We start from the raw sequence: 25,401 nt of genomic DNA, 5'->3' as shown, positions 1-25,401 counted from the left end.
GAAAATGATGAATACAAGAAAAATAATTGGTTCTGCTACTGCTCTTCTGGCTGCAGCGCTCATCCTCACCGGATGTAGTGACCAATTTCTGGAAGATAAAAAAGATTATTCTAAAGTAACCGATCCTTATAGTAACTATGCCACAGCAGAAGCTGCAATCGACGGTATATATGCTTTAGCTTTATCGAACTCGGTTGGTAGTTTCGGTTGGAAATCTTCAAGTGCGGGCTCGAGTGATATATATTCTCAATCCACAGAAGAATATTCAGGATTGTCGGTTTTAGTTGATGGAACTATATTAACAACCACTCACAACGATCTACCTGGTATATTTTATAATGAGCGCAAAACCTCAAATAATTTATACGGATGGATTCTTTCTTGCAACGATGCTATTGAGAGTATACCCGCAAGTTCAGGGCTTACTCAAGAACAGAAAGATAAACTGATGGGTCAGGCATATTTCTTTCGGGCATGGGTTTACTATCGTTTGGTGAAAGAATTGGGAGGCGTACCTATTGTAACAAAGGTTCAAAATCCTATCAGTGCCGAAGTTGAAGCACTGACAATTCCACGCTCCACAACAAAAGAGTGTGTCGATTTTATTTGTGAAGATTTACAAACAGCAAGTACGCTCCTACCTGCTTCATGGGGTGGTAATGATTATGGCAGAGTAACTTCAGGAGCAGCATTAGCACTTCAAGGCCGTACTCGCTTATTGTATGCAAGTCCGGTGTTTAACCGTGGTGATAATAAAGACCGTTGGGAACTGGCTTACCAAGCTAATAAAAGTGCAATCGCTACATTGACAGCCGGTGGTTTTGGATTGGCATCTTCGGATGCTCCGGGATTAAATGCTACTGGTTGGGGAAGAATGTTTTCCGATTTTTACTCTAAAGAAGCTGTATTTGTAACGCTATATAACAATGTGAATAAAGGAACTAATACTAGTCCTAATTTATGGAATGGTTGGGAGAATGCTATTCGCCCTACTAATGCAAATGGAGGTGGTGGAAAAAACACCACAGACCTGATGATAGATATGTTCCCTATGGCTGATGGAAAGAAGCCGGGACAATCATCATATACTTATAACAAAAATCGTTTTATGATGAATAGAGATCCACGCTTTTACCGCACGTTTGCATTTCCCGGAGTGTATTGGAAATTCTCGGGAGATCCTACTACCAGTAATACTGCTTCTTCTATTGCTTATCCATATAAAGGAAATGATTATGCGTTGTGGAACTATACATGGTATGATACTGCAGAGAAACGTGCGGCCATGGATCAAAGTGGATATTCTGGTGATGGTTTAGCTGAAAACTACAAAGGTGTATATATTCGTAAACGTACAGATGATTTGGATATTAATAATGCCACACCATTGTATGTATATAAACTCGATAAAGGGAATGGCTTTGAACAATCTGCCTCTCCATATATGGAAATACGTTATGCAGAGGTATTGTTGAACTTAGCCGAATCTGCATGTGGAGCCGGTTATTATAATGAAGCTCTGGAAGCTTTAAGAGATATACGCAAGCGTGTAGGTTATACAGGAGACTGCGGTTTAGATAATGCCTTAGCTAGTGATAGAGGTGCGCTATTTGCGGCTATTCTCTACGAACGCCAGATAGAATTGGCTTACGAAGGAAAACGCTTCGATGATATGCGTCGCTGGATGCTTTGGGATGGGGGTGTAGGACAAGCTTCTCTACAACCAACTTGGGCATTGACCGGATTTAATGGTAATACATGCAGCTATCTGGGTATTAAGCCTTTTAATGGTAGTAGAAGAGGTCTCCTTGAACTTTGTGTTACTGTAAAAAATGGAGTTGTAGGTAATGCGTCTGCTGCCGATCCTTATAAAGATACTCGCCCTGTGGCATGGAATCTAGCAACACAGACACTCTCTGATCGTTCTGATTTGGTTACATTCTACACCGATGGTTTGGTGCGTAAGGATAGAAAAGGTGATGACTTGACAAAGACTGTTTCGTATCAGCCTCAATACTATATTGTAGGTCTTAAATCGAACGCACAATCGAATAACCCTACATTGGAGCAAACCATAGGCTGGTTAGATATAATAAAAGGTGGTACTGGAACATTTGATCCTCTTGCCGAATGATAACATATAATATATTATAGAGAAAAAAGCTTTCTGCTGAAAACTGCAGAAGGCTTTTTTGTTTATAAAACTCAAAGTCTGAATAGTCTTCATTTAATCTGATAGATATAAATAAAAAAAGTTACATCATAAAAAGATTAAATTATGACTATTTCAATGTAGACAATAATCCTTCATAGCCCATTTTTTCATTTCACTAAATATCTAATTCCTAAATCAATCTGATCTAATACAATATAGATAACAAAGCACCTCCTAAAAATTCAGGAGGTGCTTTGCTAGTAAAATTATCAATCAATTATATTTGCTTTCGTTCAGTTTAGTTTCAAGCATTTTTATGAAATACCCACCAACTACCGATCGAGCTTGAAATCCTCGTTGATTAGGTCTATCTGTAAATACCCAGTCAGACATAGGTACACGATCTATTGTTTCACTCATAAATAAATGTACAGGTGCAACAAATTTTTCGAAAGTAGCTTTATCATCAGCCAAAGTAGCTGTCCAAATAATCCAATCGGTCTTAGTATAAGTTTCACGATTGTCAAGAGGAAGACCATATTTATTTTGTTTAGTCAAATAATATGCTACTTCTTTTTGAGCTACCTCAGGTGGGAAAATACCCATCTTTAAAAGCTTATCCCATACAAGGTTGTATTTTTGACTCCATGTACCTGTCTGATCGAATGTCAAACGGTAATGATCTCCATCATCAGCCATTTTAACCCATTCGGCAGCCATGTCTTTTGCTATTTTAGTATATTTTTCTGCAATATCTTTCTTACCTAACATACCAGCCAGTTCTCCATAAGAGGCAACTCCTAATATTGCTTTAATCGAAAGATTTGTATTATGTGCAAAGTGTCCTGCAAAATCATCGGTACATAATTGGTTTTCAGGATCAAGTCCTTTCTCCACCAAATAATCAGTCCAAACAGTTATTACATCCCAATGCTTTTGTGCATATTCTGCATTACCTTCAACAGCAGCAATTGCTCTTGTTAGAATGATCATATTACCCGATTCTTCCACCGGCATGTCTCCACCATAAGTTTGTCCGTTACCCAATGGGTAGGTACCTATATCGTGAGCTGCAAAAGGTTTTGTCCACTTACCGCTTTCGCTGTAATAGTATATGTGGTTTTGCAATGCTTTAGCCAATTCTACATTGTAATATAAAAACATTGGTGATGATGGATAGGTAATATCCACAGTACCGATAGAACCATTACTAAAGTTTTCTTTCGACAAGAATAACAGTTCGTTATTAGGAGCTTGAACCAATTTATGAGCGGATATTGCCTGACGATAAGCGATAGCACATAGTTCGGCATACTTCTTACCTCCCGATGCAGCAGCATCTGTCATTAAAGTTTCGTCAAACTTATAGCATTTGCTCAACAATTGGCTGTACTCTTCTTTAGCTTTATGAAACTCATCCAAGATATTTTTCTTGCCATCGGCATTCCAATAAGGTCTTAGGTTTTCACCAAAGTACTGAATAGAATACAAATCATCGTATCCGATAAGGAATTTACCTGATGCTTTGTTCACCGACCCTAGAGAACGAGTAAAAGCTAGTTTCTCATTAGTTCCGATTCTCTTTTCGATAGATCCTTTTTGTACATTATTGGCAAAATTAGCTCTAAGCTCTTTTCCATCACCTATACTTGAGGTCGTGTTTTTATCTTTCTCGGTAGCCAGGTAAAAATATCCCCAGTCGATACGAACATCATCACCTTGTTTAGCCAGTACATTCTGTGTAGAACTTCCTGTTTTCAAGAATGACATATCTCCATTATCAAAACCTTCGCTTTCAGACTCCTGATGTGCTCTATCTAAAGCCCAATTCGAGGATGCCTCAAGATATAGTTGTACATCGTGCGATTTGTTGTCAGTAGATAATACTTCATACGAAATGTAATTGATCGGACGTGACATCAGTTTCAAGTCATCCATCAATAGAGGGGCGGTAAACGTCACCTTCAAATCTACATTACCACAACTAAATACATAGTGTGTTTGAGTAGCCTGTACATCAACCGATTTTTGAGTAGCTGTTTTATTAAAGAAAGTTGTATTTTCTTTTTCTACAAACAAGCCATAATCAAGCAATCCGTTACCTACTCTGTTATAACAGTATCCGGCTATTACATTTGTACCTTTTGCCAGAGAATTTACTACATTCTCGGGTAATTTAATCAATACATTTTTCTTAGCGGCATTTCCGGTATTTACAACTTCTATACCATTAATATAAATGATAGCATCATCGTCGTGCGAATACTCGAGATACACATTCTTGCCTTTCAAGTCATCTTCGATATTCACAGCTCGTCTGGTCCATATATATTCACTGCCCCACTGTGTTTTGGCAGTTACTTCGTTTTCTTTTGTACCAAATGCGGCAGGACCTTCTTTCCATTTCGAATCATCGAAATCGTTTTTCATCCATGTATCAGATGGTTTATCAGAAGTATACTTCCCTGACCAATCACCATATTCCGAAGTCTTGGCTATTGCATTCAATTCCAGATCTTCGGTTCCCATAAAGCGATAAACTTCATTATCTACTTTTATGGCTCCCACCAATGGGAAATCTTTCCCTGTCCAATGTTTTACAGAACTATCATAAAGATTATCTGTAAAAGACCATCCGCTTGTGTATGGGTCGATAGTTATAAGTGGATAAGCCGGTGGGCGTATATCGTTCTTTATAACATTGTAACCCGGATTGTTACTTTCTGAACAACCAAACATCATGCTGGTTATTAAAAAGCCAAATAAGATATTTATTTTCATGTAAATTATATTTAAGTTAAGAATTAAGGTCTCTGACCTTTTTATTACTAAATATTTTATCCTATTATTACCAAGTAAGGGAGATTTTCACCCCATCAGGGTTATTTTCGAAAGTAAGGAAACAAGTCTTACTAAATTCGTCCCACGCCCACTGTGCATCTTTTAGTTCAGTACCATCGGGTGCTGTAATCAGACATTTATTTGGTTTAGCAGGTAATAAAACACGCATTGCATTTGTGGTATTTATAGGACTTTTTGCTATAAATGAATAGCTTGATTTACCTATCTTCTCGTCCGAAACACGAGAAGCGGAAGCTAGTACCTGAGGTTTCGATTTATCTTTTACACGACCTACGTTAAACAAGAAGGCTTGTTCTCCGGGTGATACTACTTTCTCTTTAAGAACAGGTAGCTGAGGATCGAATAAATCTATTAATATACCTTTTACTGTATATGGGGTTGTACTATTATTTTCATCCAAAACTGCCACTAAATCGTATTGACCTCTTGCAAGGTAAAAACTATTTTTTAACTCTAACGTACCTGCTTTTGCTGTTTGCTCATACATTCTTTTTACAACATCAACCAGTTTAGTATCTTGTCCCGCTTCCATTGCAAACTCTTTGGGATCGTTACGTAAAACATATACTGTACCTTTACCATAAGTATATTCTCCTTCTTTAGGATTACTACCTATATTCATTATTTCGAAGAGATGATCCGAAGCTACATTGTATTTCACGTCTCCTTTGTTCCACCATTCCTGAACGGATTGAAACGGATCGTTATCTTGACCACTATATACAATGACACCTCCTTTTTTGACCCATTCGGCTAGAAGTTTATGAGCTTCGGCTGTTTGGGGTTTCATATTGGAGTAAGACATCAGCAGAACTTTAGTATCCTTTAGAGTCTCAGCATAAGATAAGTTTTCGATATGAACTGTTTTAACAGGTACTCCACGTTTCAAAAATGGAAGAGCTTGTCCATAGAAGTTGGATAATTGAGGATCCTCGTATCCTTTATGTGTAGGGTAACGCTGAAACATCAGCGAATTTGCCATAAGAACACTGATACCTGTTGATCCTGTCACTTTATTATCAGACAAAGGCATCGAATTTAAAGAGTTTATCATTACCTGCATTTGTGTTGAATAATGGCGAGGAATGGTTGCTCTCTCTTCACTATTGGCACTTTTGCGATACAAACCCTCGTAGATACGTTCGGGCCAAGGCATTACTTCATAATCGGCTATCTGAGGGTATAGTAATTGTGCCGTAAATGTTGCCTGATAATTCTTCTTATAATCTACCCAATCACGTGGTAAATCTTCAATAGGATCGGTCAGGAAAAACATTTTACGTCCAGTGGGAGCTGTCATAGATTCCATAGAACCATATTCCAAGAAAGCTGTTTCGAAAACTCGCTCTTTTGCATTTCCATTAAAATAGGTCGGTTCGCGAGACGTACCCGTCCACACTTGTGCTATATATCCATCTACGCAAGGAAGCGAAGCTAAACTTGCTTCGGGACTTACAATTTGCCACTGCGAATAATTGACTAACGAGTGAGTAGGTACATAACAGCGAACATTCATACCCTTGCTTTTACCATATTCTTTGGCATACGTAAATACCTCGTTGAGGGCATTGTAGTACAACTGATATTTTAATTTGTTGGCTAAGTATGTATTTTCGGGCGACTCATGCTGCGCACGCCAATCGAACCCATAATATTTTTTCCATTCTCGTTTAAAGGCATCACTATATCCGGCACGTGCCCAAAATTCGGGTTCTTCCAAATATATAGCATCAATACCGGCATCTATTACCCTTTTTATTTGTGCCTCCTTCATATATTTAATGAAGTTTTCGGTAGGTACAATATATGGAATCAAATGACCGTGCCAAATAGTGTCACCGTTTTGTGTTACTTGTCCTTCATCTAGATGCCATTTTCCATCCCATTTTCCGGTAAAATAATCTTGATATTCTCCCCAAGCTATACCCGTCATAAAATGAGTGATATAGCCACGATCTTGCCACGATTTTACTCGGTCTTCAAATGATACTCTTTTCGAATTGTCCGAGGGGTTTCCTCCAATACCGTATACTATAGCAACATCTGCTCTATTGTCTATAGATGGTTTCCACGGATGCGAGGTCTGAAAAGCTGTTTTTTCTTTTTTGTCATTCTTTTTTTCCTGAGCACCCAAGTCGGCAGATACCGACAGTAGAAAGGATGCTAAAAGAGGGCTAAGAAATAGCCCCTTAGTTACTTTATTCATAATTATAAATTATCAGGTTTTACAATATTACTTTTTTCTAAAGAAAAAGAAGAGAGAAGGCTCCTTTTTTTTGAAGGGAGCCTTCTTGTTTTTCAGGGAATTTGCATAGACTTAACCTCGTTATAGTTATAACGTTTTCGTCCGGCTGTCTCGTAGTCTATACGAGCACCTACTCTCAAATAGAATGCTCGCGAAGCAGGTAAAGCAGCTTTCGTAGTAACTGAAATTGTTGTACCTAATAGCGAATTTGCATCGGAGCCATCATATCTTATTTGAGTAGAATAATTATTGTCGTAATTATTATTACCCGTATAGGGATTGGTATTTACAAACAAATACAAGTCAGTAATATTCTTCTGATAATTGGCATCACTGGTTCCTCTTGTTATTTTCACATTTACGGTTACCGTTTTATCGGCATTAAGAAACGGCTCCCCTACCCACTCAACATTAAGAAACGGTTCTACCTCAAATGTTAGGTCTACTGTACCTTTTATATCCACAGTCTTACTATCATCCTTGATTATATTTCCGTTATTATCGCGTTGAATAATAGGCACAAATGCTCCTTCAACTGATACATTGTAATTGCCTTTGAATATCTTCGTATTATTAAATGTACCATCCTGCATACTATAAAAATAATAAGGTGTAGGATCGTCACTCCAGCTATACTCTAATAGCTTGATGCGGATACCTGCATCATTAGTTTCGGTCTGAAGGGTTCGCTTGGTATTTTTATCAACTACCGCCCCCTTTAATGTTTCTTGTGGTTCGTCATAATTATCATAATCTGTACATGAAAACCCCATCAGAAGCACAAAAGAGAATACAGCACTATATACTATTTTTTTCATATTACTATCGTTTTTTAATTTCACTTTTAATAACCTGGGTTTTGTTCCATCTTCGCATTCTTAGTGATCTCTCCAGATGGTATTTGTTGATAATACCATCTGGTATCAAATGTGTATCTTCTGTTTCCCTCATCGGTTCTTATATCAAAGAAATATTTCATAGAATTAGCTGCAAAGAAGGGCATTAGGATTCTATACAAAGTCGAATTTTGTTCCTTATCGGCAACTCTCCAACGTTTCATATCCCAATATGTTTTGTGCTCGAAGCCAAGCTCTTTACGTCTTTCGGTACGTATTACGTCCAAGTTCAAGTTTCCGGCAGAAGCCAATAGCGTTGCACCTGCTCTCTCCCTTAGTTGGTTGATACAAGTAAATGCATCATTGGTGTAATTACCGTCTGTTACTCCTAATGATTGAAGCTCGTATGCAGTCTCAGCTCTTGTTAATAAAACTTCGGCATATCGCATTTCGATCCAAGACTGATCCGAATGATTTTCTAAGACCTGAGATGTTTCTCTATTAGGATCTAGATATTTACGGATCGAGAATCCTGAGATACTACAAGTTCCATCTGAATTGAAAGTTCCACTAGCTCCGGCAGGATTCATTTTAGTACCATTGGGTAAAGTGTATGCTGTTTGAGAAGCATTTGCCGATGTAATCAGATTGGTTTCCAGATAAGCCTCAGTAGAACCCACAGGTAAAAGAGGAGCAATACCATTAGTTACACTTCCCGTATAAATACCTCGGCGTATCTCAATATTCTCTTTCTTAAATACATCTCCCGGGAAAATTACAGTTGCACGCAAGCGTGGTTCTGCATTTACAAACGGATCCATTGTTTTATCAAACATCAGATATTTACCACTTGCATCCAGATTTTTAAAGTGACCGTTTGCATCTTTCTCAAAACCATCGAACATTTCTACGAAATTGAGAGTTGGGTTTATTTCAGCCGAATAACCATTGGGTCCCATACTCTGACGAGGTACATTGTAGGCATCCCAACCATGCACAGTTTCGGGGTATTGGTAATCTTTCACCAAAATATTTTCGGGACTATCTGCTGCAAAAAATAAATTCACATAGTTTTGATACTGTGCTTCTTTATCTCCGGCTTTCCAGTCTTTCATATAAAGGCTGTATTTGCCTTCGGTCATTTTCGCCGCGTCATAGCTTTGTTTGAAATAGTCTTTTGCTCTATCGGCAGGAATTCCACATAAACGTTTGTTATTACTGTCAAATAATGAAGTTGTATTGTATTTAGCAATAGAACCTGCATATAGCATTGCTCTCGATTTAAAAGCCGCAGCACCATATTTAGTAATCCGACCTCTCGCATTTACTGTTGACAATTTTTCTATTGCAGTATCAAAGTCACGAGAGATAAAATCCCATGTTTCTTCCTCCGAATTTCGAGGCAAATAAGTATCGTCTATACTTATGCTCGGATAATTGAGTACCTTATCTACTAACGGAACACCTCCATAACGTTTAGCCAAAGCATAATAAGCAAATGCCCGAGCAAAGTAAGCTTCGCCTAACCAATTATCTACCGATTCGGTACTGTACAAGTTTGCGTATTGAGGAAGAGTCTCTATAAAATAATTAGCTTCACGAATCAAAATATAAGCATCGTCCCAATAATTATTTTTATTATTTTCGGTCACAATACTTTCGGTTGCAGCGCCTCCTACATCACGGCTAAGCCCTTCTCCCGAAATACAACTAAAGGGGTTAACTAACCAAAAGTGATTGAATAAACGTGTATGCGAATATCTGAAATCTTCCATCGGCATTTCGCTATACATACGTGCCATATAACTGCGAATACCAGCCTCGTTACTGAAGACATCATCATCTTTCACAATATTCATCGGAGCTATATCCAGATCTTGACAAGAGGGGAACGAAAAAGCCATTCCACATGCCATTAGAGTTATTATAATATATCCTTTATATTTCATGATTATACTATTTAAGATTAAAATTTAATATCTACACCCAACGAAAACGTTTTATTCAACGGGTACAAGTATCCATTGGAGCTCGAAGGATGCTCCGGGTCAACATGTTTTACATTTGTAACCGTTAGCAAGTTGTATCCATTAGTAAATACCCGTACATTCTGAATACCTAGTCTTCTTACAACTGATGCTGGTAGTGTGTAGCCTAACTCGATACTCTTTAAGCGAACATAGGTTGCATCCTGCATATTGTATTTAGAATCGGTGTCAGGCAAGCTTCCTGTGTAAGCATAGTAGCCAGAAACCCAGTCGATATTGGGATCGTAAGGATTAGCTCGGGGGTCAACCGGATGCCAACGATCCATGAATTGCTCCAAACCACTACCTCCACCCCATAGAGGTTCTCTTAGTTGTTCACTATAAGAAACCGACGACATAGCTGCCCCTTGAAGTAAGATATTTAAATCAATTCCTTTATATTCACCAATCAAAGTAAGACCAAAACTCATCATAGGTTTGTCTCCTCCATAAGCAATGGGATGTTTATCTAAGTCTGAAATAACACCATCACCATTCCAATCCTGATAAGCATAATCTCCTGGTAAAGTACCTCTTCCTACATAAGTCGGACTATTGACAATGCTTCCCCAAGAATCATACTGTCCGGTAGTTCCATATCCCCACCAAGTATTGCTCCAACGATTGTTATTATTATTTCTCCAATTCTCATAAGAGTTTCCTGCTTTGGCTCTTTCTTGATAACGATTCATTGTACGGGCAAATGAAAGAACTCCCATTGCACTATATCTAAAATCGTTAATCTTATTTCGGTGAGTCAATTCAAGATCAAATCCTCGCGTTCTGTCGCTATTCAGATTTTCCTCGGGTAGAGTTGCTCCCACTATTCCCGGTAAGCTTTGTACTCGTCTGGCTAATAAACCATCTCTATCTCGTTGAAACAGATCCAATACCACACCAAACAGTCCATTCCACGCTTCGAGATCGAAACCTATATTTGCTGTTTTTGCTGTGTACCATGTTATATTAGGATTAGCAATACCTTTACTACTCATTGATGTGATAAAGTTTCCATCAAATATATGTCCGTTAGGAAGCTTATTAGAGTCGATTCCATCTCCTGTCGCAGGATAAAAATATCCTTGTATAAACTGATAACTGGCAGCTCCATCATCGCCAAGCTTTCCATACGATCCACGAAGTTTGAAGTTATTCACAAAAGCCAAGAACGAATCTTTCCAGAAGTTTTCTTCAGATGCTCTCCATCCCACAGATGCGGAAGGGAAAAATCCCCAACGGTAGTTCGTCGGGAACTTTGAGGAACCATCGTATCTGAAACTAAACTCGGCCATGTACTTAGATTGATATGCGTAGTTGAATCTACCAACTAGGGCACGATTGGCATCTTTATATAAGTCGCTAGACTTCATATTTCCTTCCTGATTTGCACTATTACCAGCTAATAGTTCGTCGATTGGAAGAGCAAGCTCTCTCAATGCGTAGAAGTTATCGGCTTGTCTTACGGCTTGCTCTAATAGTAAAAGAGCGCCTACATCGTGCTTCTTATTAAAGTTTTTATTGTAATCTAAAGAGAGATTCCACAAAACAGATTGTCTCGAAAAATTTTCTCTCCTTATCCTGTTTGGAGCCTGATGAGTAAATGATTTGTAGGTATCATCGGCATCGTTGTAGGTGTATTGATTGTATTCTTGTCTGTATATCTTATTATCAGAAAGATAGTAGTCATAACTAAATAGTGCTTTCGCTTTCAGTCCATCAATGTAAGGTACAACATAGGTTGCTGTTCCTGTGGTTTGAAACCATTTATTACGTGTTTTGTTATAGCCTGCAACATCTGAGTTCATCATCGCTACGGGATTAGATCCATCTACCGATCCTTGCATATAGTAGCCTTCGTTATTGTTTGCATAAATAGGATCGGTAGGCTTCATCCTCCAGAATGAGCGAATAATATCTTCCATCGAAATATAGGGAGCATTCTTTTCCTCAGCAATCCCCGAGATATTCATATCAACGGTCAATCGGTTTGTAATCTTACTCGATACGTTTGAACGAATATTATAACGATTATAATTTAGATCTCCACTCTTTAAAAATCCATCTTGGGTTTGATATCCCAAACTCATATAATAAGTTGCCTTGTCGTTACCTCCTGTTGCACTAATATTGTGCTGTGCTTGTGGAGCCAAATCTCTGATGATTGGAGAATACCAATCGGTACTACTCAACGTACCATCGAGATAAGGAGCAAAATCTTTGTCCTGAAACGATAATTTACCTCCATCTACATTGTGCATCGAACGCTCATTAGCAAGGGTCATATAATCAACAGCCCCCACCCCTCTAGGTAATCCGGAAGGTTTTTGCCAGCCAAAATTACCCGAGTATCTGAGTTCAAGCTTATCCTTACTACCTTTTTTTGTTGTTACCAGAACCACTCCATTTGCAGCACGTACACCATATATAGCAGCCGAAGCATCTTTAAGTACTGAAATGCTTTCGATATCGTTAGGATCGAGACGCGAGATATTATCACGGGGTACTCCATCAATTACAAGAAGTGGGTTACCCATTCCCCTAATCTCAAAGTTGTTATTAAATGATCCCGGTTCACTCGAGTTTTGTACTACACGTAAACCAGCCACACGACCAGCCAACATGTTTTGTACATTTTCGTTTCGGGTAGCCAGAATTTCATCTCCTTTGATTGCCGAAATTGCCCCTGTTAGAGTTACTTTCTTTTGAACGCCGTAACCTACCACAATTACATCTTGAAGCAGTTTACTATTATCATCAAGTACAATATTGAAGGTTGTTTGTCCCCCTAAAGGAATCTCTTTGTTGTTAAAACCAATATACGAAACTTGAATAACAGCATTAGGTTTTACCTTTAGGCTAAAACCTCCATCCAGATCGGTTATTGTACCATTGGTAGTTCCCTTTTCTATTACATTAGCTCCAATAAGAGGTTCACCCGTATTATCTTTTACAGTTCCGCTTATCGAAACCTCCGAAGCTTGATTTACTTGTGCTTGTACATGAAGACTAAATGATCCTAGAAGAATCAAAACCTGCAATGCTTTCATTGCATAAGTCTTCTGTATCTGAAATAGACATCGTTTTATTTCCATACTTTAAAAGTGTTTTTTCGTAAAAAATTAAATAATTAGTTAACTGAAATGATGGCTACGGTTTCAAAGCAGAGAATCTTAAAGCCGACTCTCTCGTTCTTTTGTTCATAAGGTCAATTGATTTTAAGGTTTAGACATATTCATTTTTTCTTCCTGGTGGATGGGTTTGCTTTCTTTAATTCATTTGAGAATGAATAGGGAAAATCAGTCTCATTTATCCCTTTTTGTTTATTGGGAGTAGCAGACATATTGAAGTCAATAGTAGCGCCCTTTAGCAAATTGTCATAAGTTAGATAGTTCTTTGTGTAAGGTTGTCCGTCTACTGATAGTGATGAGATGTATCGGTTTGATTGATTATTATTTGCAGCCTTAATATGAATTTGTTTTCCGTTTTCCAGATTAAGCTTCACGCTTTTAAATAAAGGTGAGCCTATTACATATTGATCTGCTCCGGGACATACGGGATAGAAACCTAAAGCCGAAAATACATACCATGCCGAAGTCTGACCATTGTCTTCATCTCCGCAATACCCGTCAGGAGCAGGTGTGTATAACTTGTCCATAACTTCTCTCACCCAATATTGAGCCTTCCAGGGTTCGCCCGAATAGTTATATAAGTAGATCATATGCTGAACCGGTTGATTACCATGTGCATAATTACCCATATTCATTATTTGCATTTCGCGGATTTCATGAATCACACTTCCATAATAGCTCTCATCAAATAAAGGGGGAACATTAAATACAGAATCAAGCATTTGATTGAAACCATTCCGTCCACCCATTAAGTCAATTAATCCTTGAGGATCGTGGAATACCGACCATGTGTAATGCCAGCTATTACCTTCGGTGAAAGCATCTCCCCATTTCAAAGGGTTAAAAGGTGATTGGAAAGTTCCATCTTCATTTCGTCCTCTCATTAGTTTGTGTTCGGGATCGAATAGATTCTTATAGTTCATCGCTCTTTTGGCATATATACCTATTTCTTTCTCTGGTTTATTCAATGCCTTACCCAGCTTATAAATAGCCCAGTCATCATAAGCATATTCTAAGGTGCGGGCTGCACTCTCTTTAATTCCTACATTATAAGGCACATATCCTAACTTATTATAATATTGATATCCTAAACGACCTGTTGAACTCACTGTTGGGTGTACGCTATTAGCTCCACTCACTACTGCCTGCCAAAGAGTTTCAATATCGTATCCTCTCAATCCCTTTAGGTAAGCATCAGCTACTACTGATGCCGAGTTGTTACCAACCATACAACCTCTATGACCGGGACTTGCCCATTCGGGTAAAAAGCCGCTTTCTTGATATGTGTTGACTAACCCTGCCTGCATCTTCTCGTTCATAGAAGGATACATCAGATTTAAGAATGGAAATAAAGAGCGGAATGTATCCCAAAAACCCGTATCAGTAAACATATATCCGGAAAGTACTTCTCCACTATAAGGGCTATAATGAACAGGCTCGCCTTCCTTGTTTATTTCATAAAAACTACGAGGAAAAAGCACCGAGCGATAAAGACAAGAATAGAATGTACGAAGATTGTCAATATTATCATCTTCAACTTCAATACGTCCCAATACTTTATTCCATTCGTTTCTGCCTTTTGCTTTAATCTGATCAAAAGAATCATTACTTAATTCTTTTAGGTTTAATTCAGCCTGATCATAGCTGATAAATGAAGAAGCCACTTTAGCATGTACTAATTCGCCTTTTTTTGTTGAGAAACCAATGATTGCTCCTGCATGATCTTCTTTAGCTTCTAATACTCCTTTTTGTATTTTGTTGTTGATGGAAGAAGCTGTATAAGTAAAAGGCTTATCGAATACTATTACAAAGTAATTCTTAAAATTATCAGGTACTCCTCCATTATTTTTAGTAGTATAACCAATGATTTTATTTTGTTCAGGGATGATTTTCACATACGAACCATCGTCAAAAGCATCTACAATTACCGATGAATTATCGTTCTCAGGAAAAGTAAAACGAAACATAGCAGCTCGCTCTGTTGGGGCTATCTCGGTGACTACATCGTGATCTGCCAAATAAACACGATAATAATATGGTCTGGCTACTTCGGCTTTATGAGAGAACCAGCTAGCCCGCTCATCCTGATCAAATACAACTTTGCCTGTGATAGGCATAATTGCAAATTGACCATAATCGTTTATCCATGGACTGGGTTGATGCGTCTGCTTAAAACCTCTGATCTTATCTGCATCGTATGTATATGCCCATCCATCGCCCATTTTACCGGTTTGTGGCATCCAAAAATTCATACCCCATGGCATAGCTATTGCCGGATAGGTATTACCTGTGGATAACGAATGTTTAGATTGTGTGCCAACCAACGTACTCACATAATCAACAGGAGTAGTTTGGGCATTCAGTTTAATAGAAAAAATAGAAATGATTACTAAAAATAAGACAGTAAGATTTCGCATAAGGTTTATATAATAAGTTAACATTATAAATTGTTCTCTAGAATGTGTGGTAGGAATTTTTTGTAAGCTTTTGTGTTTATTGAGTGCTTACATCTCCTCTTCTAATATAGAATTAGAGGTATTTAGTTTTTGTAAATAAGTCAATGGTATTTCCTATCAGTTAACAGCACCAAATGTATGTTGCAGTGGTTAACTATTGGGTTAATTTGCGATTAAAACAGGGTTAGAAGTGTAACTTATTTTATTAACCTGCATATATTTAAGATCCTAAGCCTTTTATTGCTTTGACAAACAGAATAAAGCTGTTTACGTATATCTACGTAAACGAAGCTTTTAAAATATAGACAAATCTTAAGTATTTTTATCTCTTAAGCTCTTTTTCGTTTAAAAGAGAGGAAAGGTTTGTTGGATAATTTTCATTCATCACCTTCTTGTATTCTGCGGCAAATATCAAATATTTATTTTTTGCCTGATCCGTCATTTTTAGTTTTGTTAAAGAATGTATCTGATAGTATAATGCTTCTTCATTTAGAGAGTCAATATTGAAAAGAGTCTCTACCAGTAATAATGTAGTTTGGTAATCTTGCTGAGCATATCGACTTTCGATTTCCATTTGTAAAATAGTTTCCGATCTATTTTCAACCTCTTGTTTGAACGAATCGAAAATCTCGCCTTCTGTGTTTTTCAGGAATTTACCTCTTGTTAATATTTCAATCAACTCTTTATTATTTATTATATTCTCTTCTTTAGTTATTTCTGAAAACCTCATATAATCGCAGTAGCATCCCTCCGATAATACTATTTTAAAGAACCCTTTATCGTGAATGAGTTCTATATCGTCAAGCTCCGAAAGAGCTTTGCGTATATGATTGAGGGTTACCCCTTTTAGATTCTTTGCTTTATTCTCTGTTTTGTCAGGCCATAAAATGTCACTCAACTGTTGAGATGAAATGCCATCTTCTATACTATATTGAAGGATTAAAAGAAAAGTTTGTTTCAGTTTTGTACTGAACATATACGTAATATCCTTATTGTTACGATCTCTTACCGTAAATTCACCAAATAAGTAAACCGAGTTTGGTTGATCTCTTCTCGAAAAAGATTCGCGTTGTATTTCCTCTCTAGCTTCCAAAGCCAAATTGGAGTTATCTAGAGAATTAATATCAGTTTTAACCCGACTCTTTTTTCTATAAAAAAGATATATACCGACTAAAACCGCAGCTAAAATAACTACAAGCCAAATGTAAGTCATAGCCTTGTTTTTACCATCTCCGACAAGTTCATCAAAACTTATAGGAGGAAAAGATAAAGAATACACTCGAGCAACCGAGGAAATATCATTCGCATCAAACTCCTGAACGGTACAATATAGTTCGTTCAACTTTTCATTATAATATAAGTTGGCATTTGTTGTAATTTTATCGGAACGGATCGGAATTGAATCTCCCAAAATATCAAAATTTCCATTTTTAATAGAAAAACGATATAACTTTAAGAATGTACTCGAAAAGTGTTCCGGATAGCACAATGTATAAAAGCATGTATCATCAAGCATTATCATGCTACGTACAGGCACTACATTATCTCCCTCCCAAGGTATTTCCCATAACTTTGTGATTTTTTTCTTATTAAGATCAACTTTGTATAAGTCATAATAGTAACGACGACCAATAGTCTGATCTCCGGAATCATTGCCCATACCCCCGAAAATATACAATGCATTTTCATCCTTTTTATAGCACATTGAGGAGAAATATCTGGGTGTGATCTTATCTCCTTCAAAGGATAGTAAGTTCCATTTCTTTTCAATCAAATCATACGAGTAAAACTCCTTGTTATAATGTTGGCTTCCAAAACCTCCAAAAACTATATATCTCTGATTATCGGAATCATAAAATCCGTTATGGTGATGCAACTGAGTAGGTAGTCTATCAACAGTCTCAGATGTCCATATCAATGTATTGAGATCAAGATAAGCTGCTGTAACTGCTGTGGCTTGCTCTTCGGAGTATACCTCATATGCATATAACCGATCATCCGTTTTATCCATAAAGCTCATACCTAATCTGAGTTTGACAGGTAGTTCATTGGCATATTTCTTAGACGAAATATTATGTGTACGAACATTGAAAGTCATGATAGAATCACGATCGAAAAAGTATATGTCTTGTGTTTTTGGATTAAAGTTTAAACCCGCTACATTTTTCGACTTGAAAGATGCTCGTGGAGCCCAGTAATAGGCATTATTAATCAACCAAACAGGATTAGAAACCTGACCTCTTACTTTACCTTTCGAATCATGTACAAGTTCTCCTTCATTCTCATTTAAATGAAATAGATATTCTTGTTGTTTATCTTTAATGACCAGATTCTTAATGGCAAAAGAAGGAATATCAACGACATGTTCACTCCTTCCAAAATAAATGATAGGCTTCCATTTTTCTTGAAGATTTAAACCTCCTATTTTAGTTTCATTCTCATTCACACTCAGAATCATAGAATCTTCCTTGAGATCAAAAGAGAGGCTGATACTTACCCATTGGCAATTAGCAAGTTCTTCTTTTCTAAAAAGAGTAGTGATCAAATTGTTGCGACCTTCTTCATTGAATTTAAAGACTGTATTATCTCCCCCCTCATTATCATACATCAAATTATAAGTCGTGTTCTGATTAGTATCTTTCAATCTCAGGATATAACCAACATTCGATTCTGGAAGTAACGACAAATTAAAATTAATAATCAGTTTCTCGGAAAAAGAGGGTGAACTATTCTCAAATACTGAATAAGAAGTTCTATCATTGATCAGACTTTCATTTCCATGAAATCTGAGTCCTTGAGAAAAGATATTTAGGGGAAAGAATAATAGTATAGCTAAGTAAAAAAATAATTTCATAATAAACACACTTTATTATCTACAAATATAGAAAATAAGCTCGTTAATTTCGGGGATTAGTTTAGATACGGGTTTTAGAGGCAACGAATAGGATGATAATATACTTATATGTTAATTCTTATAACAAATGACAACCTATTATAATTCAGTCGTAAAGCTGATAATTCTTTATAAAAAGAGAAAAGCAGCTACAAAAATTTGTAACTGCTTTTTTTAGACCTATTTCAGATATAGAGAAATTAGATATAAGTATTTCTCCGTTTCCAGAACCTCAATTCTCCTTAACTATTAACCTTATCACAGACAAAATACTATTAGTTATAACAGATAAATATAGCATATCAAAGAATTATCGAATATCCCAAATCAATTCATTATCAGAGCCTTTACCTACCACTAATTTATGTCCATGAGAAAGCTTATTACCCACAATCAGGCGTGAAATAGGACGTCTCAAATGTGTTCGTATCGTCCCTGCCACTTGTCTTGCTCCATACTTAGGTGTGAAACCACGTTCGGCTAGCATTTTACGAGTATCATCATCAATTTCCAAATCTATACCTTGCTTACTCAAAGCTTCAATAAGCCCTTTAAGCTGAATATTGAAAATCTTCAATAGCATGGTTTCATTGATAGGCGAGAATGGAACTATTTCTGATAAACGAGCTAAAAACTCTGGACGGAAATACTGCCCCATCACTTCCATCAACTGTGTAGTAGTTGGAGTAATGCCTTGTGATAATTGCTTAGTAAGCCACTCGCTACCAACATTGGATGTAAACAGGATTATAGCATTAGAAAAATCCCCTTCTTTACCTAGTCTATCATGCAATTTACCTTCATCCATAATTTGCAGGAAGATGTCATACACCGATGGATGTGCTTTTTCTATCTCATCAAATAGAACCACAGCATAAGGCTGCTGACGAATTTTATTCACTAAAAGCCCGCCTTCTTCATAACCTACATATCCCGGAGGAGCTCCGTATAATAGGGCTGCCGAATGTTCTTCTTTAAACTCTGACATATCGAAACGAATCATTGCTTTTTCGTCATTAAAAAGCACTTCTGCCAACGATTTTGCTAATTCGGTTTTTCCCGTTCCCGTAGGTCCTAATAAGAAAAATGAGCCAATGGGTTGTCCTGCTTTATTCAATCCACTTCGAGACTCTAAGATAGCATCTACAAGCGATTTCAAAGCATTATCTTGTCCAACCACTCTTCGGCGCAACAAGTCTTCCATATTTAGCAGGCGTTCTTTTTCCTGAGCTTGTACTTTCCCTATTGGGATTCCAGTTTTACTAGATATAATGGCAGCAACCTCATGTACTGCTATTTTTGTAATCTTCTCTTTTATGAAGTCATTTAATATATCTAACGCCTTGCCAACATAATTAAATAGTACACCTTCATCCTCTATTTCCCTCACATCAGTTTCATCTGTAATGATACCTAATAAAACAGGACTCAAGCGGTTTTGCATAGATAAGTATAAGAAACGTAAATCTGCAAGTTTTTCTTCGGGTGTTTTATCAAATGCTCCTTCAATGAGGGCTAACTCACTTATAAAATAATGAATATCTTTATGAGCAGTCTCATTTACCATTTTAGTCGCCGACATAGTTCTATCCATCAAATCGATAGCCGAATCTGGCAAACGACGATCTTTATCGTAACGCTTAGCTAACTTTACACATTCCTCTATCGCTTCCTTGTCTACTTCAAGCTTGTGGAATTCCATATATCGAGGTAAGACTGAGTGTACCATAAGGATAGCCGATGCAATATCCGGTTCATTGATTTGTAATACTTCAAATCTACGACTAAAGGCATGATCGGGTTCTATCAATTTACGATATTCATCAATAGTAGTGGCACCGATAACCGTTAGATCACCTTTTGACAACTCAGGTTTTAAGATGTTTGCAGCACCCGAATTACCCTGTTTAGGGTCTAATAGTACATGAATTTCGTCAATAAATAGAATTGCATTATCTATATTCCGAATTTCCTTGATAATATTTTTCAAACGGTCTTCTATTTCCCCTTTGTAAGTTGCTCCAGCAATAAGAGCACCTGTATCCAGTTCGTAGACCGCAGCTCCATCAAGATAAGATGCTACATTTTTATTTACAATATCATGAGCAAGACCATCCACAAGAGCCGTTTTCCCCACTCCCGAATCTCCGATAATCATAACATTGGGTTTGCTGTGACGTCCAAGTATTTCCATCATCATACGTGTTTCCTTATCACGGCTTACAATGTTGTGTATTTTTAGGTCTAGCGCCAAAGCTGTTTTATCAACACAATATTTCATAAGGTTGACCATAGGCATCGCTCCATTTTCTTCTGATGTTACAAAAGAGGCGTTTGACATACCAATGGATGATCTTATCTCTTTTCCAATAACATACAAGTCGAAAATCTCATTTTCGCGAAGCGGAAAAGACTTCAATTGGTCTACCGTAAACCCGACATTAGGTTTAGCTAATGCAGCTAATACACAAATAGGATTAATTTCTAACAACCCAAGTTTCAGACGCACATTGTCTGCTTCTTCAAAAACCATCGGTATTTTTTCATCGGGTTGTATATCAGCTACTACACCGGCTTTTGGAAAATCGTCAATACGCATTTCAGCCCATTCTCCAAAATACTCAACATCTTTATCCATGCTTTGTATAAAGTCTTTCAAACCAATCTCTTTATGAAGCAGAGCTTTCAATAAATGGGCAGACGAATAAGTTGCATTATAATATTCTCGAGAAATAGACTGGGCTATTCTTATGGCTGTTTTTACTGGTTCATTCAGATTAATAAAATCCATATATTTATTTTTTATTTATTAGCTGACTCTATGACTTTAAAAGTATAATTGTAATGGTTCGGAGAGCGCAGGTTAAGCCTAGTCTTCAAGTCCTTTACAACTCCTTTCTCTTTTAGATAGTCAATATATTTATCTTTAGGCGTTAACTGAATTTCCATAACATTGATTATACCTTGCTTAAATTGGGGAGTTATTCTGGCTTTACGCACTACATCTACTTCTTTGATGTATTTACCTAATTCCATCCAACAGAAACTCAAAATATTATGTTTAGTCAAAATACGGTCTTTTGAAGTTAGATAATACCTATTTATAGCTTTTAGACTCTCTATATCGTAAAAACTCTTACCTCCGAAAACCTGAGTCAGGAGTATGGCATTTGATTTATTTAATTCTGATACTTTAATAGCCATAACCGATGTACCTGCAGGTATACCATTAACAAGCTCTACATGTGATGTCCAATATGAAATATCCATAGAGCCAACGTTATCAAAAGGATAAACAAGTATCCGCCCTACTTCTGCATATGCATTTAGTCTGTTGAGTTCTACTTTACGACTTTCTTCATTTTGGAGCCCTGTTATAGAGTCGAGTACCGAAGATATTTTCTCTGCATCTATCTCAGGAAAAGCCGTTTTTTCATCTTGTGCTATATCAATAAGCCTTTCTAAATAATCTGCTAACTTAGGGTCAGCAATATTCTTCTTTCTTATAGGTTCTACATTAAATGTTCCATTTATATCTTCACTCATTTCTTCCGTCTTATATATCCTTTGGGAAGAATCAGAAACAATATCTATTTCTAAAAACTCTTCACCAATATCCGACGATAATGGTATAATATCTCCAAACGAAGGATTCGATATCCTTGTTTCGTTATGTTGTCTATTTAAAGCAGGAAAAGCATTCACAGCAATCACTAATTTACTGAGATCACTATCGTTGAATTGAGGAGGAAAAGTAATCGAGAGCCAATAACCTTTCTCGATGTTTGAAGCTAGTTCCTCCCCCATTATAGCGATTAACTCATCAGGTAGATGCTGCTTTTCCATCACATTCAAATTCAATTCACTCGATATAGTCTGGTAGTGAGAATTATAAAAAGCTAGGATATCAGTCTCCGTTTTACTATGTGTAACCGACTGATTTATAGGAAAACCATATTTTATTTCTAAAGGCTTTCCTGCAGCGAACCATTTCACATGGGGAAGTAGATCAAAATAATCGTGATTATCATTTAGATGTGGAAAATCAAAATAAAAAAACAAGTTCTTCAGGTATTTTACTCCCTCTCCGATGTCTAGTTTTATCCAGACAGTGTTATACGTTCTTTTTTCATTCACACGATTAATGACCCTTTTGTTTCCCGAAGAATCAACTGACCAGAGCGTTTGTCCTTGAAATATATGCGTCACGCTAACATCCCTAAGAATAGTATCAGTAACCGGAGTAAACCCCACAGATGATATTTCTTTATTCTTTAATTCATTGGATAGATTCTTGATTGTAAACACAGTCTTTCTATCCAGATGATATATAGGGATACTAGGCTTTACATAAAGAATGCTATGTGCTGGACGTATATAATTATATCCGTAAGGAGCCAATTTATTTACCAGCTTTTCCAAAATAGTTAAATCTATATCAGTCAGTTTATTTTCCAACAAATAGAGTTCATTACACATGGTCTCTATCATCAGATTGACTAGTGGATTCCGGTTTACAGAACTTTTAGTATCCCATGTCAGATTTATATAATGAATAATCTCTTTACGTATTGCTTCTTTACTTTTCATACTCAATACTTCTTTTATTATTTTACCAGAGGATACTATTATGCAGGGTGAGTCTGGCGCTTACGATTAAAATCTCCACTATCACTATTTCGTTGAGGTTCAAAAGGAGCAATGCCCCAGCTAGACTCACAATGAGCTGACCAATGCAGATATTTATTCCTCAAAATACCCAAAAAGATTTGTTCTATGAGCGCATCCAGTATAGAATCTTCTCTTTTTTTAAGAAAGAAACTAGTGGGGGGTAGATTATCATCAGTCTTTGCATAATTATTGATAAAGACCTTGTATGTTAATATTTTCAAGCAATGCGATCTACCTTCGAGTGTAGGTTTAAGTTTTTCATGAAAATAAGAAACTATTTCTGCCGGTGTTGGATAATCTAATTTATTCTTATCTGAATGATACATTCTTAAGGACGAATCTACATAATTCTCAAAAGGCGGTTGCTCCCACCCCATTGACGTAATATCCATAGGTGAAAAGATCATAGCATTACTTTGCTTTGCTTTATTGACTTCCGCTTTTATACGGTACTCTTGCTGTAAAGGAAGCATGGTATTAAAGTCTTTAAGTAAAGCCTCTTTTAGTTTTGATTGAATTGTCGCTTGTGGATAAATTTTATACTTTTTGTTATAAATATCACTATCAAAGAGAACGCTTCCAGACATTAAAGTATACATAAAATTAAGTGGTATATCTTCGTACTTATTACTTAAGCTTTTGCGATTTCCCCACAACGCTTTGTCTTTTATGCATAATTCATCTTCTTTATTTTTATACCATCGGTTTTCAACCAGATAGTTCTTATATTGTTCCAACTCCAGTTTACCTATACTTCTTTGGTTATCTATCTCAATGTTATTGTCTCCAACTCCATCGATATACCCTCCTCCTATATCGGAATGTACTCCCGGAAGGATTATTTCTATATTTTTTTCGCCATTTTCGGGAATAGGAGTAATTGCAAAATTTTTACGATGTTCGCCTTCTGATACTAAATGAACCACTTTTGTGGCTTTCTTCAAACCATCATTCAAATGCAATTGAGTAGCTCCTCTCTTAAATTCAGGATTAAGGGCAGCACTTCTAGCAAATGAAGCTACCGTATCGAAAACACCTATATAACGGATCTTTATTTTTACGTTATCTAATTCTATTTGCGTATTTTTTTTAAGGCAGTAACCCAGCATACCATATTTTTGCACACCTTTCTCTAGACTGTACTTGAGTGAGTCTATATCGCTGTCAGCGTGTGTTTCTTCATTAATTATATTCGTGTTTATATTTTTCAGCCCGTCTTTGCGGATGGCTTCATAGGCAAAACTACGTGCGGCTGCAGCCCCACGGCTGAAACCGAAAATATCTAAAGTTATGTAACCTATTTCCTTGTCTATATTGTCCCATTGTAATACCTCCGATTTACTGATTTCGTGGCATGCCCTGAATACCTTTCCACGTATACCATTCTCGTTTCGTCCCAAACCGGTTCCATCCAAAGTATCATCACTTCCAATGTTCACCGTACCAATACCTTCTATATATACCGAGTCTATAAATGGGGCTTGCTTTGTACTTGTTCTGTATATCTCTTGCAACTTCACTACATTGGTAAAGCCACCCTTATAACTCGACCCCTTGTCTTTACCATATTTTTCATATGCCTCCTGCTCTTTTTTTGAGAGGCTGTTTTTATTTGTATCGTACGACTCCCTGATCCCTATATTTTTTTTATTGTTACTTGTTCCATCAAAAAACACCCCTATAGTTACACTCAGTGTTTCTTTGGCTCGATTGGGTATCCCTTCTTCACCTATATCATATACCATTCCTCCCATTGCTTGTTCTGTTTAGTATGTATGAATTATTTACTTTCCGTCTTCTTTACCATCTTTTCTTGCATAGGGATAGTCATCCTCATATTCGTCTTTAAAAGCCGTTATCCAGTGCCTGGAACCTTCACCTTTGGGATATATACCGATGTCTGATCTTACCAGTTCGACTTCCCGGGGGTATTCCAATCCCGGTTGCGAAAACCAGGCACGTACAAAATTGTTTTCTTCATTTACATCAATGCGTAATTCGATCTCCCGTGATGGATCGTCTTCGTACATCTGTTTATAGATTTTAAAAAGTTCCTCCTCTTCTGTTGTTATACGGACATATTGAATTTTTCTGCCGAATGACCAGGTCATAGTAAGCCTTTGTATAG

General features: G+C 37.0%; 12 protein-coding genes. 1 reads left to right on the top strand and 11 read right to left on the bottom strand.

Annotated features, from left to right (window positions below):
• Window positions 1–4 precede the first annotated feature (4 nt).
• Window positions 5–2,134: a RagB/SusD family nutrient uptake outer membrane protein gene (locus IR022_RS19135; protein ID WP_410492829.1), complete on the top strand. Its 2,130-nt coding sequence runs from the start codon at window positions 5–7 to the stop codon at window positions 2,132–2,134.
• A gap of 294 nt (window positions 2,135–2,428) precedes the next feature.
• Here IR022_RS19135 and IR022_RS19130 read toward each other — a convergent pair whose 3' ends face one another.
• From IR022_RS19130 to IR022_RS19080, 11 genes are all read right to left on the bottom strand, one after another.
• Window positions 2,429–4,936, bottom strand: coding sequence for a glutaminase family protein (locus IR022_RS19130; protein ID WP_194204948.1), 2,508 nt, complete (start codon window positions 4,934–4,936; stop codon window positions 2,429–2,431).
• Window positions 4,937–5,003: 67 nt separating this feature from the next.
• The gene (locus IR022_RS19125; protein WP_242053302.1) at window positions 5,004–7,223 is read right to left on the bottom strand and encodes a hypothetical protein; all 2,220 of its coding nucleotides are present in this window, start codon (window positions 7,221–7,223) and stop codon (window positions 5,004–5,006) included.
• Between the two features lie 92 nt (window positions 7,224–7,315).
• The gene (locus IR022_RS19120; RefSeq protein WP_194204947.1) at window positions 7,316–8,080 is read right to left on the bottom strand and encodes a DUF3823 domain-containing protein; all 765 of its coding nucleotides are present in this window, start codon (window positions 8,078–8,080) and stop codon (window positions 7,316–7,318) included.
• 26 nt (window positions 8,081–8,106) lie between these two features.
• The gene (locus IR022_RS19115) at window positions 8,107–10,047 is read right to left on the bottom strand and encodes a RagB/SusD family nutrient uptake outer membrane protein (protein ID WP_194204946.1); all 1,941 of its coding nucleotides are present in this window, start codon (window positions 10,045–10,047) and stop codon (window positions 8,107–8,109) included.
• Between the two features lie 17 nt (window positions 10,048–10,064).
• Window positions 10,065–13,217 carry a SusC/RagA family TonB-linked outer membrane protein gene (locus IR022_RS19110; protein ID WP_242053301.1) on the bottom strand — a complete coding sequence of 1,051 codons (3,153 nt, stop codon included), beginning with the start codon at window positions 13,215–13,217 and terminating at the stop codon, window positions 10,065–10,067.
• A 140-nt stretch (window positions 13,218–13,357) separates the two neighbouring features.
• A complete protein-coding gene (locus tag IR022_RS19105) occupies window positions 13,358–15,670 on the bottom strand; it encodes a GH92 family glycosyl hydrolase (protein ID WP_194204945.1) in 2,313 nt (770 codons plus the stop codon).
• A gap of 361 nt (window positions 15,671–16,031) precedes the next feature.
• Window positions 16,032–18,563, bottom strand: a complete 2,532-nt coding sequence (locus IR022_RS19100; protein ID WP_194204944.1) for a kelch repeat-containing protein — start codon at window positions 18,561–18,563, stop codon at window positions 16,032–16,034.
• Window positions 18,564–18,912: 349 nt separating this feature from the next.
• Window positions 18,913–21,393 (bottom strand): ATP-dependent Clp protease ATP-binding subunit, encoded by a 2,481-nt coding sequence (locus tag IR022_RS19095; protein WP_194204943.1) that lies wholly within the window; start codon window positions 21,391–21,393, stop codon window positions 18,913–18,915.
• An 11-nt stretch (window positions 21,394–21,404) separates the two neighbouring features.
• The gene (locus IR022_RS19090; RefSeq protein WP_194204942.1) at window positions 21,405–23,192 is read right to left on the bottom strand and encodes a type VI secretion system baseplate subunit TssF; all 1,788 of its coding nucleotides are present in this window, start codon (window positions 23,190–23,192) and stop codon (window positions 21,405–21,407) included.
• 38 nt (window positions 23,193–23,230) lie between these two features.
• Window positions 23,231–25,027, bottom strand: coding sequence for a T6SS phospholipase effector Tle1-like catalytic domain-containing protein (locus tag IR022_RS19085; RefSeq protein WP_194204941.1), 1,797 nt, complete (start codon window positions 25,025–25,027; stop codon window positions 23,231–23,233).
• Between the two features lie 30 nt (window positions 25,028–25,057).
• A partial coding sequence (locus tag IR022_RS19080) for a hypothetical protein (RefSeq protein WP_206759619.1) occupies window positions 25,058–25,401 on the bottom strand: 344 nt, incomplete at its 5' end.

It is taken from the genome of Dysgonomonas sp. GY617, from assembly GCF_015233815.1.
Classification (GTDB): Bacteria; Bacteroidota; Bacteroidia; order Bacteroidales; family Dysgonomonadaceae; genus Dysgonomonas_A.
The sequence above is the reverse complement of the archived record's forward strand: the minus strand, read 5'-3'. Positions and strand labels throughout refer to the sequence as shown.

Bases quoted from the DNA above. Each gene is read 5' to 3' on its own strand.
- IR022_RS19135 (WP_410492829.1), top strand. From the start codon at position 5: ATGATGAATACAAGAAAAATAATTGGTTCTGCTACTGCTCTTCTGGCT.
- IR022_RS19110 (WP_242053301.1), bottom strand. From the start codon at position 13,217: ATGGAAATAAAACGATGTCTATTTCAGATACAGAAGACTTATGCAATG.
- IR022_RS19105 (WP_194204945.1), bottom strand. From the start codon at position 15,670: ATGCGAAATCTTACTGTCTTATTTTTAGTAATCATTTCTATTTTTTCT.
- IR022_RS19095 (WP_194204943.1), bottom strand. From the start codon at position 21,393: ATGGATTTTATTAATCTGAATGAACCAGTAAAAACAGCCATAAGAATA.
- IR022_RS19090 (WP_194204942.1), bottom strand. From the start codon at position 23,192: ATGAAAAGTAAAGAAGCAATACGTAAAGAGATTATTCATTATATAAAT.
- IR022_RS19120 (WP_194204947.1), bottom strand. From the start codon at position 8,080: ATGAAAAAAATAGTATATAGTGCTGTATTCTCTTTTGTGCTTCTGATG.
- IR022_RS19100 (WP_194204944.1), bottom strand. From the start codon at position 18,563: ATGAAATTATTTTTTTACTTAGCTATACTATTATTCTTTCCCCTAAAT.
- IR022_RS19130 (WP_194204948.1), bottom strand. From the start codon at position 4,936: ATGAAAATAAATATCTTATTTGGCTTTTTAATAACCAGCATGATGTTT.
- IR022_RS19125 (WP_242053302.1), bottom strand. From the start codon at position 7,223: ATGAATAAAGTAACTAAGGGGCTATTTCTTAGCCCTCTTTTAGCATCC.
- IR022_RS19115 (WP_194204946.1), bottom strand. From the start codon at position 10,047: ATGAAATATAAAGGATATATTATAATAACTCTAATGGCATGTGGAATG.
- IR022_RS19085 (WP_194204941.1), bottom strand. From the start codon at position 25,027: ATGGGAGGAATGGTATATGATATAGGTGAAGAAGGGATACCCAATCGA.